General features: G+C 42.4%; 12 protein-coding genes. 11 read left to right on the top strand and 1 reads right to left on the bottom strand.

Features of this window, described 5'->3' with window-relative positions; genetic code table 11:
- Positions 1-85: 85 nt before the first annotated feature.
- Complete coding sequence (locus F6K49_RS11330; protein WP_293067252.1) at positions 86-1240, top strand: glycosyltransferase family 4 protein; 1155 nt, start codon at positions 86-88, stop codon at positions 1238-1240.
- Between the two features lie 155 nt (positions 1241-1395).
- On the opposite strand, the gene F6K49_RS11325 is transcribed toward F6K49_RS11330, so the two are convergent.
- Positions 1396-3063 (bottom strand): alkaline phosphatase family protein, encoded by a 1668-nt coding sequence (locus tag F6K49_RS11325; protein WP_293025977.1) that lies wholly within the window; start codon positions 3061-3063, stop codon positions 1396-1398.
- Positions 3064-3505: 442 nt separating this feature from the next.
- On the opposite strand from F6K49_RS11325, the gene F6K49_RS11320 reads away from it, so the two are divergent.
- The 10 genes from F6K49_RS11320 to F6K49_RS11275 all read left to right on the top strand — a co-directional run bounded on the left by F6K49_RS11320 (position 3506) and on the right by F6K49_RS11275 (position 16443).
- The gene (locus tag F6K49_RS11320; RefSeq protein WP_293025975.1) at positions 3506-5233 is read left to right on the top strand and encodes a cellulose-binding protein; all 1728 of its coding nucleotides are present in this window, start codon (positions 3506-3508) and stop codon (positions 5231-5233) included.
- A 173-nt stretch (positions 5234-5406) separates the two neighbouring features.
- Positions 5407-6450 (top strand): glycosyltransferase, encoded by a 1044-nt coding sequence (locus F6K49_RS11315; RefSeq protein WP_293025974.1) that lies wholly within the window; start codon positions 5407-5409, stop codon positions 6448-6450.
- Positions 6451-6923: 473 nt separating this feature from the next.
- Positions 6924-8147: a glycosyltransferase family 2 protein gene (locus F6K49_RS11310; RefSeq protein WP_293096679.1), complete on the top strand. Its 1224-nt coding sequence runs from the start codon at positions 6924-6926 to the stop codon at positions 8145-8147.
- A gap of 730 nt (positions 8148-8877) precedes the next feature.
- Positions 8878-11070 carry a tyrosine-protein kinase domain-containing protein gene (locus tag F6K49_RS11305; protein ID WP_293096675.1) on the top strand — a complete coding sequence of 731 codons (2193 nt, stop codon included), beginning with the start codon at positions 8878-8880 and terminating at the stop codon, positions 11068-11070.
- Positions 11071-11207: 137 nt separating this feature from the next.
- Positions 11208-11486, top strand: a complete 279-nt coding sequence (locus F6K49_RS11300; RefSeq protein WP_293029371.1) for a hypothetical protein — start codon at positions 11208-11210, stop codon at positions 11484-11486.
- Between the two features lie 53 nt (positions 11487-11539).
- On the top strand, positions 11540-12805 hold the full coding sequence (locus F6K49_RS11295; protein ID WP_293029368.1) for a glycosyltransferase family 4 protein: 1266 nt from the start codon (positions 11540-11542) through the stop codon (positions 12803-12805).
- A gap of 63 nt (positions 12806-12868) precedes the next feature.
- Entirely contained in the window at positions 12869-13885 is a 1017-nt protein-coding gene (locus F6K49_RS11290; RefSeq protein ID WP_293029365.1) for a glycosyltransferase, read from the top strand.
- Between the two features lie 132 nt (positions 13886-14017).
- A complete protein-coding gene (locus F6K49_RS11285; RefSeq protein WP_293029362.1) occupies positions 14018-15376 on the top strand; it encodes an oligosaccharide flippase family protein in 1359 nt (452 codons plus the stop codon).
- Between the two features lie 115 nt (positions 15377-15491).
- Positions 15492-16289: a 2OG-Fe(II) oxygenase gene (locus F6K49_RS11280; RefSeq protein ID WP_293096672.1), complete on the top strand. Its 798-nt coding sequence runs from the start codon at positions 15492-15494 to the stop codon at positions 16287-16289.
- Entirely contained in the window at positions 16282-16443 is a 162-nt protein-coding gene (locus tag F6K49_RS11275; RefSeq protein WP_293096670.1) for a hypothetical protein, read from the top strand. The genes F6K49_RS11280 and F6K49_RS11275 overlap by 8 nt, the downstream gene beginning before the upstream one ends.
- The last annotated feature ends 117 nt before the right edge of the window (positions 16444-16560 follow it).

The following is a 16560-nucleotide window of genomic DNA, read 5'->3' as shown; positions in this document are numbered from 1 at the left end:
TTAATAATACGGCTGGTTTGACATCAAATACTTTACTAATAGGGAGCTATAATTGAAGCGGTACATTTGATAGCAAGATTCAACCTTGGTAAAACCGATGATGCAGCCCTTGAGAGTTGGTTTTTTATCTTCTCAGAATTATTTAGATAAAAATACTTTTTCTGGCACCCTTTATTATATGCATAGGTCTCTGGCATCAAGAGACCTTCAGTTGATTAATCTCGGCAATCCCAGAAAAGTATCCTATTGGCATAAGCTAGTCAAGCCTATCCAATTAATTGATTCATTTTTAGGTTTCAAGTCTTCTGATCAAAATGAACAGCTTAATCGATTCATAATTAACGTTCAAAGACAGTTAAATGAAACCCCATGTGATTTACTTTTTTGCCCTGTTGCATCAGCAGAAGTAAGTTTAATTGACACTAGTATTCCTATTATTTTTTTATCCGATGCTACTCCGAAGCTAATCAACAATGACTACTATAAAATTTACCGAAACCTAGAAGAATTTGAACTAGGAGAAAAACATGAATTTTCTGTATTATCAAAATCTCATAAACTAGTTTATTCTTCAGAATGGGCTGCCAAATCTGCCATTAGCGACTATCAGGCAGATCCAGAGAAAGTTGAAGTAATTCCCTTTGGAGCAAATTTAGATGATATCCCGTCAGTAGATCAACTATTTTCCAAGTGTAATGCTTCCCGTTGCCGTTTATTGTTTATTGGTAAAGATTGGCAGAGAAAAGGTGGAAATATTGCCTTTGAAACTCTGATGTCTCTGCTGAACATGGGAATTGACGCTGAGCTAGTTATGCTTGGTTGTGTGCCACCGGATGACATTAAGCATGAGCGGCTAAAGGTCATTCCTTTTTTGAATAAAAATAATCCTAAGCAACGAGAGGAACTTAATCAATTATTTCTGCAATCCCATTTTTTGATGTTTCCCACTCGTGCTGATTGTTCACCAATTGTGATTTGTGAGGCTAATGCATTTGGTCTCCCTGTAATCACAACTGATGTCGGAGGAATCCCGACAATTATTAAAGATGGCAAAAATGGTTATATGTTACCGTTATCTGCCTCAAGTGATCAGTATGCTAGTGTGATAGCAAATAACTTTGGTGATCGGGCAGTCTATGAACAATTAGTCAAGTCTTCTAGAGAGGAATACGATCAGTCTCTCAATTGGGATACATGGGCAGAACGTATACATCGTGTGATGATAAGCATGTTCAATTGATTCCTGTCGGATTTGTGAGATTTGGAATAAAATGAAGAGGGGAAAGAGGAGTAAAAATCTCCTCATCCCCTCTTTACCTTATCCCTCATTTCTAATTTACAAAGACTTAACTATGAGGGCAATGTTTCTGACCACACTCTAAGGCAGTAGGCATATTAACCGTTGACAAGCTCTTTTGCTAGCAATGGTAGTGGCTTACCTTCAAAGTATTCAGGAATTGGTGCACCCATCAATTCCAAAATTGTGGGGGGAAGATCAAGAGCATGACCGCCTCCGAAATCAACACCGGACGCAATATCTGGACCTGCGGCGATGATAAATCCCTCAGGGCGATGGCTGCCAGAACGATAATGGGGTACAGGACCAATACGTCCAACATCAGGACTTTCCACCACATCTGTGGCATACTCATCTTGCCAGACAAGTACCAAGTCGGCATCAGACAGCTTACAATTTCGCTCAGTGGGCGACTTCCGTGTCCTGATGATATCCTTGACCATCGGTACACCTTTTCGGGCATCTTTAAGAGCGTAAAGCTTTTGGATCAGTTCATCACAGAAGGCATCATACTCCGATTCCGGTACCAATCCTTGGGGTTCTCGTCCCTGAAGATTGATGCGGATATATCCTTCTGAAAAGCTTGGTAGGGCAAACGCTTTCATCTTGTGCCAGACCGGTGCATACCAAGCGGCTGGTTGGAAAGGTACTACATCGGTTTGCTTAGCTAGCCTGAATGGCGAGATTAGATCGGGTTCTTGAGAAGAATCTAACCATGGCTCGATTAGTTTGAAAAGCTTGGTGGGCATTTCTCGTCTCAAAAACCTTTTAATGGCATTAGGATCATACTTGGTACCCCACAGATGTCGCTCCCAATAGTTCCATTTCATTTTGGTAATTATCGGTTCAGGGGGTGTTCCCAACTCAGTACCATTAGCCAGGCCAAATTTGCCAGGGAAACTCAGGCGATATAGAAACTCAGGCAGGAAGGTCGTGCTGGGGGTATCCATGGTGTTAGGACCCATGCCATGAGCGGAGAAAATGACGACATGAGCATCCTTTGGTGCTTTGGCTAAAATCTTGCCGATTGCCCGATCAATGGCTTGAAAGCCTTCGAGCATTGGATCACCTGAAACACGGGAACTAAAATGCTCATACAGAGGATGCTCCGGTTGACTCAACTGCCAGAAATTGTGACCCAGTGCATGGGCTTCGCCAAACACTGTTAAAAACAAGTCCCAAGAACCTCGTTGCAAGAGATCTTGACAAATAGTAGCGCGACGGGAGATCCCTGTCTCAAGAACTTTCCGAAGTCGAAGTGTTCCTTTTAAATCAAGACACACTGCATAGTCTTTATGGAGTCCTGGATGTTCTCCATGTTTGTCAACCAGTTCTTGAAACAGTGAAGTCGGTAAAGACCCACTAGCTACTTGAGGAGAATGGGCTCCCCAAGCTAAAACCTGCGGACCATTTACCTTCTCAGAAAGCCGAGTTTGAGGCATGTCAAAAACTGCCACTCGATAATCTTCACCCAGGGCATAAAATGGAGGATACTCACTATAGTCATAGGCGGCCTTGGTGTAGCACTCATAGCTACCTTCTCGAAATCCCAAGGGAGACCAGTACCCAGTTGTGTGAGGCGAGCAGCCAGTCAAAAATGTTGTCCAAGGGGTTTCTGCACTAAACGCTTCAAAGTTTTTTAGGCGTCCATAGGTTCCCTGGTCGCGCAGACGACGCATAGTCTGGAGATGTCCCTGAGACATCCATTTCTCAAGGACAGAGGGCTCAGCTGCATCTAGTCCAATGGCAATAACGGGCTTGTTCATTTCTCTGAAAGTAAATGTTAATACTGGAGATGCAACCTGCAACTTAACCAGGGGCATTCGTGAATCTTGGCAAGTCTTAGAGTGACATTAAACTCGATTTGGTCTATGTTATACAACAGCTAAGTTTACCGTTATACCCCTGCTTTGATCTTTACCTATGGATTTCTAAAAATCCTTCTCGTTATTATAACTTTATAACAAGATTAACTTAAATTCATATATAGCGTAAGCTTTTGATAAAAATCTCTAGACCAAAAATCCGGATAGCTGTTTTTTATTAAGTATATATTAGTGGTGATAATTACCAGCCATGTAAGCAGTCAGCTAATGCGCGTGCGTCACAGGCTATAAGCCTGTGCCACGAACGCTACTTGAGTGAAGTCAGCTTACCAATAACTTCCAATTATCAAGTCAGTTTTGCTAGCCCTGATAGTTAAAATTAGTGTACAGTATAGTTTTCAAAAAAAACCAAATAATTACATTATTTATTTTTAGTTTTTGTCTAACTTTATTCATTGCGCTTAATCCAACACATCCTGAACACTTTTATCAAAAAATTAATATTTTTTTCAGTAACTCAACGGTTCAAAACTCTCTGGATAAAACTAGTAACTTAGGAACTAACCTGAATGGAATTGCTGATTGGTCAACTGAACTTCCTTTCTTAGATGCCTTCAAATCGTCGAGACCATGGATTACTCAATGTGTCTCTGGAGAAACAGGCTGTAGTGGTTCGTGGGATACTGAGGAATACGATAAACTGGATTTAGACGAACAGGGCTGGGTTAAGTCTTTACCTGCTCCAGAAGCTCCTCCTGAATATACTCGTGTGGCTACACTACTTTTTACAGGGATGAAAAATTATCCAGCTGGAAAGTATGTGGTTTTATACGATGGAGAAGGCACTATAGAATATAAGTTTGATGCCACCAAAGATGAGGTAGCGTCAAGGCCAGGAAGAGATGTAATTAATGTCACTCCATCCGGGGCTAGTATCTATTTAATAATTACCGCTACGGATCCTAATAACACGGGTAATTATATTCGCAACATTCGTGTTGTTCAAGCTAAGGATGAAGATACTTACGAGTCTGAACTTTTTAATCCGGAATTCATCAATAAAATTAAAAAATTTAAAGCCATCCGTTTTATGGACTGGATGGAAACCAATCATTCTAAGCAAAGGGAATGGGCAAATAGACCAAAAGTAGATGATGCCTCCTACGCTTACGGTAAAGGTGTACCTGTAGAAATCATGGTTAAACTAGCCAATCGAATTGGTGCTGATCCATGGTTTAATATGCCCCATCAAGCTACAGATGACTATATCACTAATTTTGCCCAAATAGTTAAAGATACCTTAGATCCAAATCTAAGGGTTTATGTGGAACTGTCTAATGAAGTGTGGAATTGGCAATTCCAACAAGCTAACTATGCCTTAGCTCAAGGTCAAGCTAGGTGGGGCAAGGATAAAGGAGATGCATACATGCAATGGTATGGAATGCGTACTGCTCAAATGTCTGATATTTGGAAAAATGTATTTGGTAGTGACAGCAATCAAGTTGTGTCTGTTATGGCTACCCATACCGTATGGCTTGGTTTGGAAAATGCTGCTTTGGATTGTCCTCTGTGGGTAGCAGAGGGTAATGCCCCTTGTTATCAACATAGTATTGATGCTTTTGCGATCGCAGGATATTTTAATGGCAGCTTAAACGCCGAAGAAAATGAAAGCACCATCGAGTCTTGGTTGAATGAACCCGATGGCGGAGTGTCAAAAGCGTTTAAGCAGATCAAATCCGGGGGTTTACTTCCCACAGAAGAAGACTATGAGAGTTTAAGTGATATTGATCAAATTTTTAACTATCATCAAAAAGTAGCAGCTAAAAGAAAACTACAGTTAGTGGCTTACGAAGGTGGTCAACATCTTGTCAAGTCCGATAATCAAAAACTAACTGAGTTTTTCATTGAGCTTAATAGACATCCAAAAATGTACAAAATTTATACAGAACTCCTGAATGAATGGAAGAATCAGAACGGTGGCTTATTTATGCACTTTTCTGATATCGGTAAGCCCAGTAAATGGGGGAGCTGGGGTGCTTTAGAACATGTATACCAAAAGAGTTCACCCAAGTATGATGCCCTGATAGACTTTATCGATCAAAATTCCTGATCCTGTAAACTTCCCTAGAAAGCTGTACAAGGGTGAATCTGCTACAGTTTAATCTGGCTAAAATCTTTCACCCACAACGAGAGCGTTAGGGAAACAGCGTTTCAGTGCTACCTCTACGTTTCAATTCTTTGCCTCGTCCAAGAAAAGAGCTAAATTCTCAAAGCAGTTAAACGATGAACACTCTCTCAGCTGTAGAATACAAACCCCAAGGTGTGAAGCAAATTGGATTAGTTGTGATTGGACGCAATGAAGGTGAACGCCTACGTCAGTGTCTACTGTCTGTAATTAAGAACGCCGCTCGTGTGGTTTATGTCGATTCTGGCTCCACAGATAACAGTGTGGAAATCGCTCATTCTTTGGGGGTAGAAGTAATTGGACTCGACCTATCTAAACCGTTTACTGCAGCTCGTGCTAGGAATGCGGGATATATCTATCTTAAACATTTAGAGCCAAATCTTAAGTTTGTCCAATTCGTGGATGGGGATTGTGAGGTAGTAGCGGGATGGCTCGACTATGCTCAAGGGGAACTGGAAGCCAACCCTAATGTCGCTGTAGTCTGTGGTCGCCGACGAGAGCGCTTCCCTGAAAAATCTATATATAACCGATTGTGCGACATGGAGTGGGATACACCAGTAGGTGAAGCTTCCGCTTGTGGTGGTGATGCAATGATGCGCACAGAAGCTTTTGAACAAGTCGGAGGGTTTAATCCGACCCTAATTGCTGGTGAAGAACCGGAACTGTGCTTGCGGCTGCGCCAGAGGGGTTGGAAGATTTTTCGCCTAGATGCTGAAATGACTTGGCATGATGCCCAAATGACACGTTTTAGTCAGTGCTGGAAACGGTTCTTAAGAGCAGGTCATGCTTACGCTGAGGGAGCCTGGTTACACGGTCACACTCCAGAACGCCATTGGGTGAAAGAAAGCCGGAGCATTTGGTTCTGGGGGTTACTCTTACCCCTGTTAGTATTTGCGATCGCATGGCTCACCCATGGCTTGAGCTTATTGCTGTTGCTGGGTTATCCTCTGATGACTTACCGGATCTATCGTCATAAGTCCCAGACAGGTTTTAGCTCAACAGATGCTTTACTTTATAGTCTCTCTTGCATGATCGGCAAGTTTCCTCAGGTCCAGGGTCAGATTCAATTTCACCTAAATCGATTGCTAGGACAGCGTAGTAACTTGGTTGAGTACAAAACTGTACTTAATAGTAACAGTTAGATATAGCAATTATCATAGCTATGAGGTAGACAATTTCTGGATTTTAGGGAACAGGGAACAGGGAACAGGGAAGAGAGAATAGGTAATAGGTAATAGGGAATAGGTAATAGGTAATAGGTGATAGGTGATAGGTGATAGGTGATAGGTGATAGGTGATAGGTACAATATAACATTATGAAATAGATTTAATTAGGTTTTTATTATACTTTAAATAAAAGTATATAACTTACTTATCGTTAGTTTATAGCTGGTTATATTTTAATAATTAGCGATTATTTATTGGATTTAATATATAGTCTATTATTCCTATTAATGATGATGGTAACAAAAGGTTTGTTTTTGTTAAATTAACCCTCTTATCTGTTCCCTGTTCCCTGTTCCCTGTTCCCTATTCCCTATTCCCTGTTCCCTGTTCCCTGTTCCCTGTTCCCTAAAAAAAAATAACTTATTTTAAGCTTTAAGGATGTTGAATTGTGTTAGCTAATCAGCCATTAATCTCATTTATTGATATTCCATTTTTGGTAATAGCATTTGCCCTTATCGTTCCAATTACAGTTCTTTTTATTGAATGTAGTGCAGCAATTTTGCCTAATGCCTCTGAGCCATGGTCGGATGCTAGGAAACCCCGACCAACGGTGGCTGTTTTAGTTCCAGCTCACAATGAAGCCTCTGATATCAGTGCCACCCTGGAAACATTACTACCTCAGCTTACAGAGCAAGACCGACTAATAGTCATTGCTGATAATTGCACTGATGACACCGCAGCAGTGGCTCGGAAATCTGGTGCTACCGTAATTGAACGACAGGATCATGAGCGCAGAGGTAAGGGATATGCCTTAGACTTCGGTATGAGCTTTATCGAGCCTAATCCACCGGATGTGGTGGTGGTGGTTGATGCCGACTGTATCGTTGCTGAAGGAACAATTTCACGGATTTCCCGCCTTGCGTACGCTAGACAACGACCGGTTCAGTCAACTTACTTAATGACACAACCAGACAAACCGGTAGTAAAGGATTTGATCTCTACCCTGGCGGTTAAATTCAAAAATACAGTCCGTCCGAGTGGGTTACATCGACTGGGCTTGCCTTGTTTGTTAACAGGTTCAGGAATGGCTTTCCCCTGGTCAGTGATTCGCAAAATCTCTTTGGCTGGCAGTAAAACAGTTGATGATATGCAGTTGGCTTTGGATTTAGCGATCATCGGACATTCCCCAATATATTGCCAACAAGCAGGAGTGACAGGTCGTCTGATGAAAGACGCTTCAGCAAAGAGTCAAAGGTCACGCTGGGAGCATGGTCATATCGAGACTTTGCTAAACCAAGTTCCTAAGTTGCTCAAAGAGTCTATTCGTCAAAGACGTTTCGATCTATTAGCGTACGCATTAGACTTATGTGTGCCACCATTGTCCCTATTGGTTCTAATTTGGGTGGCTGCTACAGGGGGAGCTTTACTGGGGGTAGCCTTGGGAGCATCATGGATAAGTACTATTGTCTTACTAATAGAAGGGGTGCTGCTGTTAATTGCGATTGTTGAAGGTTGGGCTAAATTTTGCCGAGCAGACTTTCCGATCCTGATGCTCTTAGCTGTTCCAATTTACATTCTGTGGAAAATTCCCCTCTATCTGGCTTTTCTGGTGGAACCTCAGACCAAGTGGATTCGCACAGAACGGGATGCAGTCGATACCCCATCATCCTAATCAACTTATTCTACTAGGGGAGATCATTCTCTGGTCTCTTCTTTAGCCTAGGTATAGGATTCTTAAGTAATTGTTTAAGAATCCTGGTTAATTAAATTTTTAATACCATAATTTAGCCCAAGTAATTATCCTTGGGCTTCCCTATTTTGGATATAATTATTTGAGAGTTATACCACAAAATATAGCAGAAGTCAGAAGTCATAATTCAGAAGTCATAAGTCAAACTATTGCGCTTACTTAGGTTTGAGACTTTTGTCATGTCCTAACTGCCCTGGCGACTGCTATAACTCAAAAAAATTAGCATCCTAAGTGTATATTAAAAGATAATTTAAGCGGGGAATAATCCCAAGGATTAAAAGTAATAATCAAGAGCCATATCAGGATATATTAAGATTAAAATTATCTGTAAAATTACTTCAAATAATTGGTATAAATTATTTTAATATTTATTAATCTAAAGATATTTTTAAATGACCAAAGTCTTTTGAAAAAAAAAAAAAGACTATAAATAACCGAAATAAAAGGAGTTGAGAGCACTCCGGAATATTGATAAATTTTGCTTCTACATCGATCAACTATAGCATCGATGTGAACAGGGTTATAAACCTGGACAATCCGGATTATTGCCCTGAGAGTTGGTAATTATTAGTGTCTCCCTGCAAAAATTAGCATCCTCTTGGATATACAACAGGGGGCTGAAACCTTATCAACTAGTAAAAGGGGCAGACAATTGCAACAACTAACATTAAACGAGCAAGATGAGTTAAATACTCCTCAAAAAGGATTAAATCTCGGTCCGCTTTTGAGGATTGCCCGACGCCAAGCCATGGTGGTTGCAGGGATTGCAGGTTTAGTGACTGTTGCTGCTACCTTTTTGAGTAGCAAATCTCCCTCTACATATTCAGGTAATTTTCAGCTGTTAGTGGAACCAGTCACATCTGCTGCAGCAATATCCACTGAACCAATGACACTTACTCGGGGTCAGGGAAGAATACCTGGTGAGAGAAATTTTGAACTGGACTATGCAACTCAAATTAAAATCCTAACCAGTCCTGAAATCTTATCTAAAATCGTCAATAAAATTAAATTCCAGTATCCAGAGTTTAACCTTGGACTACTTCAGTATTCTTTAACAGTTGAACGTCTCGAAGAAGAAAGTCAAGGTGAAAATACTAAAATCCTATCAGTTAGTTATAGTGGGACAGATCCCAAACTAGTAGAGTTGGTCTTAGAAACAACAGCTGAAGAATATGAAAAGTATAGTTTAGAAGACCGCACAACCCGCATTGGTCAAGGGGTTAAGTTTATTAATGATCAACTTCCTGAATTACAGAATCGAGTTAAGAGTATCCAAGGAAAGTTGCAAACTTTGCAACAGCAGTATCAGCTAATTGAACCTCAATTTGATGGGGGACAATTGTCAGATAAAGTTCGTCAAATTAGCGACCAAAAAAGAGATACAACCAGGCAGCTACAAGAGCTAATCAACTTAAAAAACAGCTTACAAAGACAATTAAAGCTATCGCCAACGGAAGCTTTAGCTTCTTCTGCCTTGAGTGAAGATCCTAACTATCAGAAGTTACTGGCGGATCTTAAAGAAATAGAAAGTCAAATTGCCATAGAATCCGCCCGCTTTCAGCTAGAGAGCCCTAATATTCAAACCTTACTAGAGCAACGGCAAAACCTAGAAAACCTTCTCAATCGGGAAGTACAACGGATTCTGGGTCAGAACTTAGGAGGTCAACCGATTAACCCCCGAGTGCGAACCCTTCAAAATCCAATTCGTTTACAACTGATTCAACAATTGGTTGATACCACCAACCAAATTGAGGTACTACAGGTTCGTAATCAGGCTCTGATACAAACCAAAAACACTGTTGATCGCGAAGTCCAAGAATTCCCGATTTTTGTCCGTAAGTATAATGATCTACAGCGGCAGTTACAAATTGCTACTCAAACTCTCAACCAACTGGAAACTCAGAAAGAGACATTGCAGGTGGAGAAAGCTCAACGGGAAGTACCTTGGGAGATAGTTTCTCAACCTCAGCTTTTGCGCGATCCGACCGGTCAACCGATCGCAGAATCTAGTCAGAATAAGTTGATACTTCTAGGAGTTATGGGTGGTTTAAGCTTAGGGATGGGTACAGTTCTCCTTTATGATAAGTATCGGAATATCTTCTATGAAATCAAGGATATTGAAGAAGGCCATAATTTACCTGTTTTAGGAGAAATACCATTTAGTAAAAATCCTGAACTATTCAATAATTTGAGTGTAGATTATGACAACGATGAGGACAGAAGTTCTGAGGATAGTCGATTTCAAAAAGCATTCGACTCTCTCTACACTAACATGCATTTCCGCTTCTGTAATCCACCCCTTCGCTCCATCGCCATTTGCTCGGCTATGGCTGGGGATGGTAAGTCTAGTGTCGCCTTAAACCTAGCGCACATCGCAGCCTCCAGAGGTCAGCGAGTTCTATTAGTAGATGCTAATTTCCATTCACCTCAACTTCACACCAATTTGAATTTACAGAACTTGCAAGGACTGAGGGACTTGCTATCAAACGACCTAGAGGTTGTGATGGAGCGATCGCCTTTCTCAGATAATCTTTTTGTGTTGACTTCTGGGCAATCCTTAGTAGAATCTGCTCCAGAGCTGGGGTCTACTCGCATGGAAAAGATTATGGGGCATTTTCAGGAAAAATTTGACTTGGTTATCTATGACACTCCTAATCTACTGAACTATACAGACGCCAATTTCCTGGCTGCCAATACAGATGGAATCTTGATGGTGGTCGGATTAAGAGGAACTAAGAAATCTCGATTCAAGCAAGTTCTCGATCAAATAGACAGGTTTGGCTTAACCTGTCTGGGCGTAGTAGTTAATCGTGTTCAACCATCTTCCCTGACTGTCTCACCCTAGAACATCGGTTGCTGAAGGTTAATCGGTTGTTCACCATTTTTGAATGAAGAATGAAGAATGAAGAATGAAGAATGAAGAATGAAGAATTCCAAATGCGCGCATTCTAAATTCTACATTCTTCATTCTGACAGACAACCTTGGCCAAAAGGCCACGCTACGCGAACAACCTGCCACCAAAACTAATTCTGCCGCACAAGATATTACCTATCCCCGATGCGATCGCAATCCGGATTCTGAGTTCACACTTAGTAAGAACAATTAGGAACATACTGCCACCAAAGTTGCTTTCGCCTGAGGAGGCGGCAAAATTGGTACGGACAATGGAGCCTAATCAGGTGATGTTAATGAAGGCGTTACATCCCTTGAAACATTTGAGGATTTTTCTCGATCTATTCCATCTCTTAGATAAGGTGTAAATCTACGAACTACGAATTCATAGAAACAGACATACCGTTGCCCCGAGTTCACGATGACAATTGCCTATCTAGTTAATCAGTATCCTAAGGTAAGTCACAGCTTCATCCGGCGAGAGATTGCAGGCCTTGAGGCTTGCGGTATTCAAGTCAAACGTTTTTCTATCCGTTCCTGCGCCTCTGAACTAGTTGATCAAGCCGATCAACTAGAGCTACAGAAGACTCGATTTGTCTTAGGAGTTGGCATCGTGGGCTTGTGTTTTAGCCTATTACGCACTGCCTTAACCAGACCGATACGTCTTTTGAAGACCTTAGGGCTGACCCTCAAAATCGGCTGGGGTTCAGACCGAGGAGTTTTGAATCATCTAGCCTACTTAGCTGAGGCTTGCCTTGTGCTGGGTTGGTTTTCCGAGTCAGATATTGAGAAGGTTCACGCCCACTTCGGAACAAACTCAACTACAGTAGCGATGTTATGTCATGCTCTCGGTGGACCATCTTACAGCTTCACAGTTCATGGTCCAGAAGAGTTTGATAAATCCCAACTTCTCGCCTTAAGAGAAAAAATCAACCGAGCTGCTTTTGTGGTCGCTGTTAGCTCCTTTGGCAAAAGCCAGCTTTATCGATGGTGCAGCCACAATCAGTGGTCAAAAATCCATGTGATCCACTGTGGTGTGGATGAGATGTTTTTGAGTAAACCCCATACCCCCATACCAGAGGTGCCACGCTTAGTTTGCGTTGGTCGCCTCAGTGAACAAAAAGGACATCTACTCTTGATTGAAGCGGCGCATCAGTTAGCGGCTGAGGGCTTGCAGTTCAAGTTGGTACTAGTGGGTGATGGACCGTTGCGATCGCAAATTGAAGCAACTATTGCCCAGTTGGGTTTGCAAGACCACATTCAGATTACTGGCTGGGCTAGTAATACTGAGGTTCAGCAACAAATTTTAGCAGCACGAGCCCTGGTACTGCCCAGCTTTGCGGAAGGATTACCAGTCGTGCTCATGGAAGCTTTAGCCCTGGGTCGTCCAGTGATTACTACTTATGTTGCCGGAATACCTGAGTTGGTGAGTGATGGTAACTGTGGTTGGCTGGTGCCACCAGGCTCTGTTGAAGCCTTAACCGCAGCAATGGCTGAAGCCTTAAACTCCCCGGTGGAAACCCTGGAGGAAATGGGTAAAGCTGGGGCGGAGCGGATTGCTAGGCGGCATGATGTCGCAACAGAAGCCAAGAAATTGTCAGCCCTATTTCTATCTAATCCTGAACTACCTCCAAAGCAAGCTCCGATTGAGGCACCACCAAGGAGTGCTAAGCTCTCACGCCTTTAAATTGTAAATCGGGGCAACAGATAACCATTTTCAATAATTTCCCTTATTTTTAAAAGTTAGCTGATGCGTTTTGTATTTTTGCTTTCAGACTTTTCAACAAGCACCACTTGGCAGCTAATATACCGTGTCCTTCGCCGTCCTAAGCTAAAGCCAATTCAGAGTTGGGTCAGGCGTAGGTGGCTTTATAAATCCGAAGTAAACGGCGGAGACCTGAATATCATGCGTCACTGCTTGGCAGCTCGGGAATCTGGGGCTGATGCAGTAATTGCCACCATGACTGGTCGTAACACCTTTGGGAATACTTGGGGGATTCACGATTTACCCTTTATCCGTTGGGCAGATCGTCGTCCGGATGATGTATGCATTATTCCTGATTGGCTGACACTATTGATTAATGATGTCAAAGGACCAGCGATCGCTTATCTCCAGGTTCCAATTTTGGTTAAAGCTGATTTTGACTATCGAGATAGCCGTGTGGCTCTTTGGACAGACTCTCCCTTCATGAAGGAAATATGCGAAGCCACTTATCCTGGCAAGGAAATTGAGATTGTTCCCAATGTAGTTGACAACCAGGCATTTCCATTTATTCCTCAAGCAGAAAGAGAAGCAGGTTTGGTCTTCGCCTTTCCCAGAAAAGGTCCTGAGTTCATCACCGAGACTGAGGAATGGTATCAAAAGCTAGGTGGTACCTACTGGAGATTTGAGCGTGTGGATGGACTTCCCTTTCACGAACTAGCAAAGCAGTTTAGACGACCACAAGTCTTCCTGGCATCTGCAGAGGTTGAGGGTTGTGCCCTTCCTCCCCAAGAATCCATGGCAGCAGGAATTGTGGTAGTCGGTAAGACTGCCCGTGGGGCAAATTTCTGCATGGAACACCGTAAGACTGCTATGGCTGCCGAGACTCCTGAGGCTGCAGCACGATGTCTTTTGGAACTAGAGAATGCAGAACTTCGTGACAATATTTCACGCAATGCTCACGACTATATCAGTCGTTATTTCTCATCTCAAGAGCCAGCCCGTTTCTGGCAAAATACGGTTCGGGAGTATTCATCTGGTGCTCAACAACTATTATCTACCTAGCTGTAACGTACCTACATTACACAACATGCTCAGATATCAGCTGTAGAGCCAATCTTTAAAACTAATCAAATTATCTGATGCCTTTAAGTCTGCAACCCCACCCATCCCGTCTACCTACTCGGAAATCTAACCATGTCCTCATCACTTAAAAAACAACTCCTCCGTGGGGCTATTTGGACAGTAGCTGGTTATGGAACAAGTCAGTTTCTGAGACTGGCAAGTAATCTTGTTCTGACCCGCCTGCTTGCACCAGAGTTTTTCGGCTTAATGGCTCTAGCCAACGTTTTCATCATTGGCTTACGGTTATTCTCCGATGTCGGGATTGGTGCAAGCATCATCCAGAATAAACGTGGGGATGACCCAGTTTTTCTGAATACTATCTGGACTATTCAGGTTTTGCGGGGCCTTTTGCTGTGGGTGGCTTGTCTTATAATTACTTGGCCGATTGCCCATTTCTATAATAACCCGCAGCTGTTAGGGCTGATGCCAGTCATTGGTGTGATCCCACTGATTGAGGGATTCAACTCCACTGCTGTGTGGAGCCTCAACCGCCACATGGCATTTGGCAAGATCATGATGTTTGAGCTGGTGGGGCAAGTGTCCGGCCTGATCTTGATGGTCGCTTGGGCTTTTGTCAATCGGACAATCTGGGCTCTTGCTATTGGAAATGTGCTGACGGCATTGGTCAAAATGGTAATGAGTCATTGGTTAATTCCTGGAATATCAAACCGCTTTACCTGGGAGAAAGAGGCAGCCAACAGCATCTTTTCCTTCGGGAAATGGATATTTATTTCAACGGCGCTTACCTTTCTCGCGACCCAAGCCGACCGACTAATTCTAGGCAAATTGTTTTCATTTGAGTTATTGGGAATTTATGGTGTTGCCTTTAATTTAGCGTACCTACCTTCTCAGGTAATCTCGGCAATTAGTTCCAAGGTGCTTTTGCCAACGTTTTCTCAGCTGGCTGATTTGCCTCGGGAAACCTTTCGGATCAAAATTTGGTACAATCGCCAACTTATCCTAGTGGTTGCAGCATTGATGTTGACAGTCAGTACTGCTTTTGGAGATTTTGCGATTTTTATCTTATACGATGAGAGGTTTTATGAGGCGGCTTGGATGTTGCCAATCCTGACCCTAGGCATCTGGCCTGCATTATTGATTGATACGGTTCAGCAAGCTCTGATGGCTCTTGGGAAGCCAAACTATAACGCTTACAGTCAACTTGTCAAGAGTCTTAATGTTTGTATTGGCATACCCCTAGGATTTTATCTGATGCAAAGGTTCGACAATGGACCACTCGGAGCAGTAGTCGTGATTGCTTTCAATGACATTCTCCCTTATTTAGTAATAACTTATGGTCTCTGTCGTGAAGGGCTTTCTTTTATTAAGCAAGACCTCTGGGCTACTTCACTACTGTTGACATTACTGATGTGGGTGATTTGGGCTCGATATATGTTGGGTTTTGGATATCCTATCAGTGGACTTTTTTAAAACAGGGAACAGGGAGCAGGGAGCAGGGAGTAGGTAACAAAAATTATCACGATCTATTTAGTATTGCTATTCTTAATTAAGAATAAAAACTCTAAAATAAACAATGGATAACAAAATGGATTCAAAATTAAACTATTGCCTAGATCCGGAAAAGTTAACTAACTTTGCGAAGGAGCATTGTGAAGCCTACGCCCAGGCTGAGCCATTCCCACACATTATCATGGATAACTTCTTTCCAGAAGAGATTCTAGATAATATTCTGAATGAGTTTCCTAAAGCTGATGCAATTGATTGGCAAAAATTTGAGGCTGCCCCAGAAAAAAAACTGGCCTCAAAATCGGAAATACAAATGGGAGAGTACACCCGATTTTTTCTGTATCAGCTCAATTCATCAACTTTCATTAATTTTTTAGAAAATTTAACTGGTATTGATGGAATTATCCCTGATCCTCATTTTGTTGGTGGTGGCTTGCATCAGATCGAAAAAGGTGGTTACTTAAAAATCCATGCTGATTTCAATCGCCATACAAAATTGCGCCTTGACCGCCGCTTAAATCTTCTGATCTATCTCAACAAAGATTGGCAAGAAGATTATGGTGGTCATTTTGAAATGTGGGATACAGAGATGACTCAGTCTCAGAAAAAAATTCTCCCCGTCTTCAACCGATGTGTGATATTTAGTACTACAGATTTTTCCTATCACGGACATCCTGAGCCATTAACTTGTCCAGAAGGACGGACTCGGAAATCCTTGGCACTTTACTACTACAGCAATGGCAGACCAGCTGAAGAGCTTTCCAAGAGTGGCGATCATTCCACATTATTTAAGGCTCGACCAGGAGAAAAATTACAACTTAAAAAATCTCCAGTAACCAAAGTCAAGAACTTTCTTAAGAAGTTAATTCTTGAGTAATAATTCAGCAGTCAGCGGTCAGCGGTCAGCGGTCAGCGGTCAGCGGTCAGCGGTCAGCGGTCAGCCATCAGCGGTCAGCGGTCAGCCTTCAGCTTACTCTTTTATTCAAAAGCACCTCAAGTACCGTGGCACAGGCTTTGGCCTTGGCCTTTAGGCCACGCGGGGCGCGTTTGGCCACGCTGTGCGAACGACGCTGTGACTTAAGGCATATGCTGATAGCTAATAGCTAATAGCACCTCAAGTAGCGTGCGCGTAGCGCTTAAGCTGATAG

It is taken from the genome of Moorena sp. SIO3I6 (assembly GCF_010672095.1).
This window is presented reverse-complemented; position numbering and strand designations above follow the sequence as displayed.

Excerpts from the sequence above, each read along its gene's own strand:
- F6K49_RS11325 (WP_293025977.1), bottom strand. The coding sequence starts at position 3,063 with ATGAACAAGCCCGTTATTGCCATTGGACTAGATGCAGCTGAGCCCTCT.
- F6K49_RS11315 (WP_293025974.1), top strand. The coding sequence starts at position 5,407 with ATGAACACTCTCTCAGCTGTAGAATACAAACCCCAAGGTGTGAAGCAA.
- F6K49_RS11295 (WP_293029368.1), top strand. The coding sequence starts at position 11,540 with ATGACAATTGCCTATCTAGTTAATCAGTATCCTAAGGTAAGTCACAGC.
- F6K49_RS11290 (WP_293029365.1), top strand. The coding sequence starts at position 12,869 with ATGCGTTTTGTATTTTTGCTTTCAGACTTTTCAACAAGCACCACTTGG.
- F6K49_RS11285 (WP_293029362.1), top strand. The coding sequence starts at position 14,018 with ATGTCCTCATCACTTAAAAAACAACTCCTCCGTGGGGCTATTTGGACA.
- F6K49_RS11280 (WP_293096672.1), top strand. The coding sequence starts at position 15,492 with ATGGATTCAAAATTAAACTATTGCCTAGATCCGGAAAAGTTAACTAAC.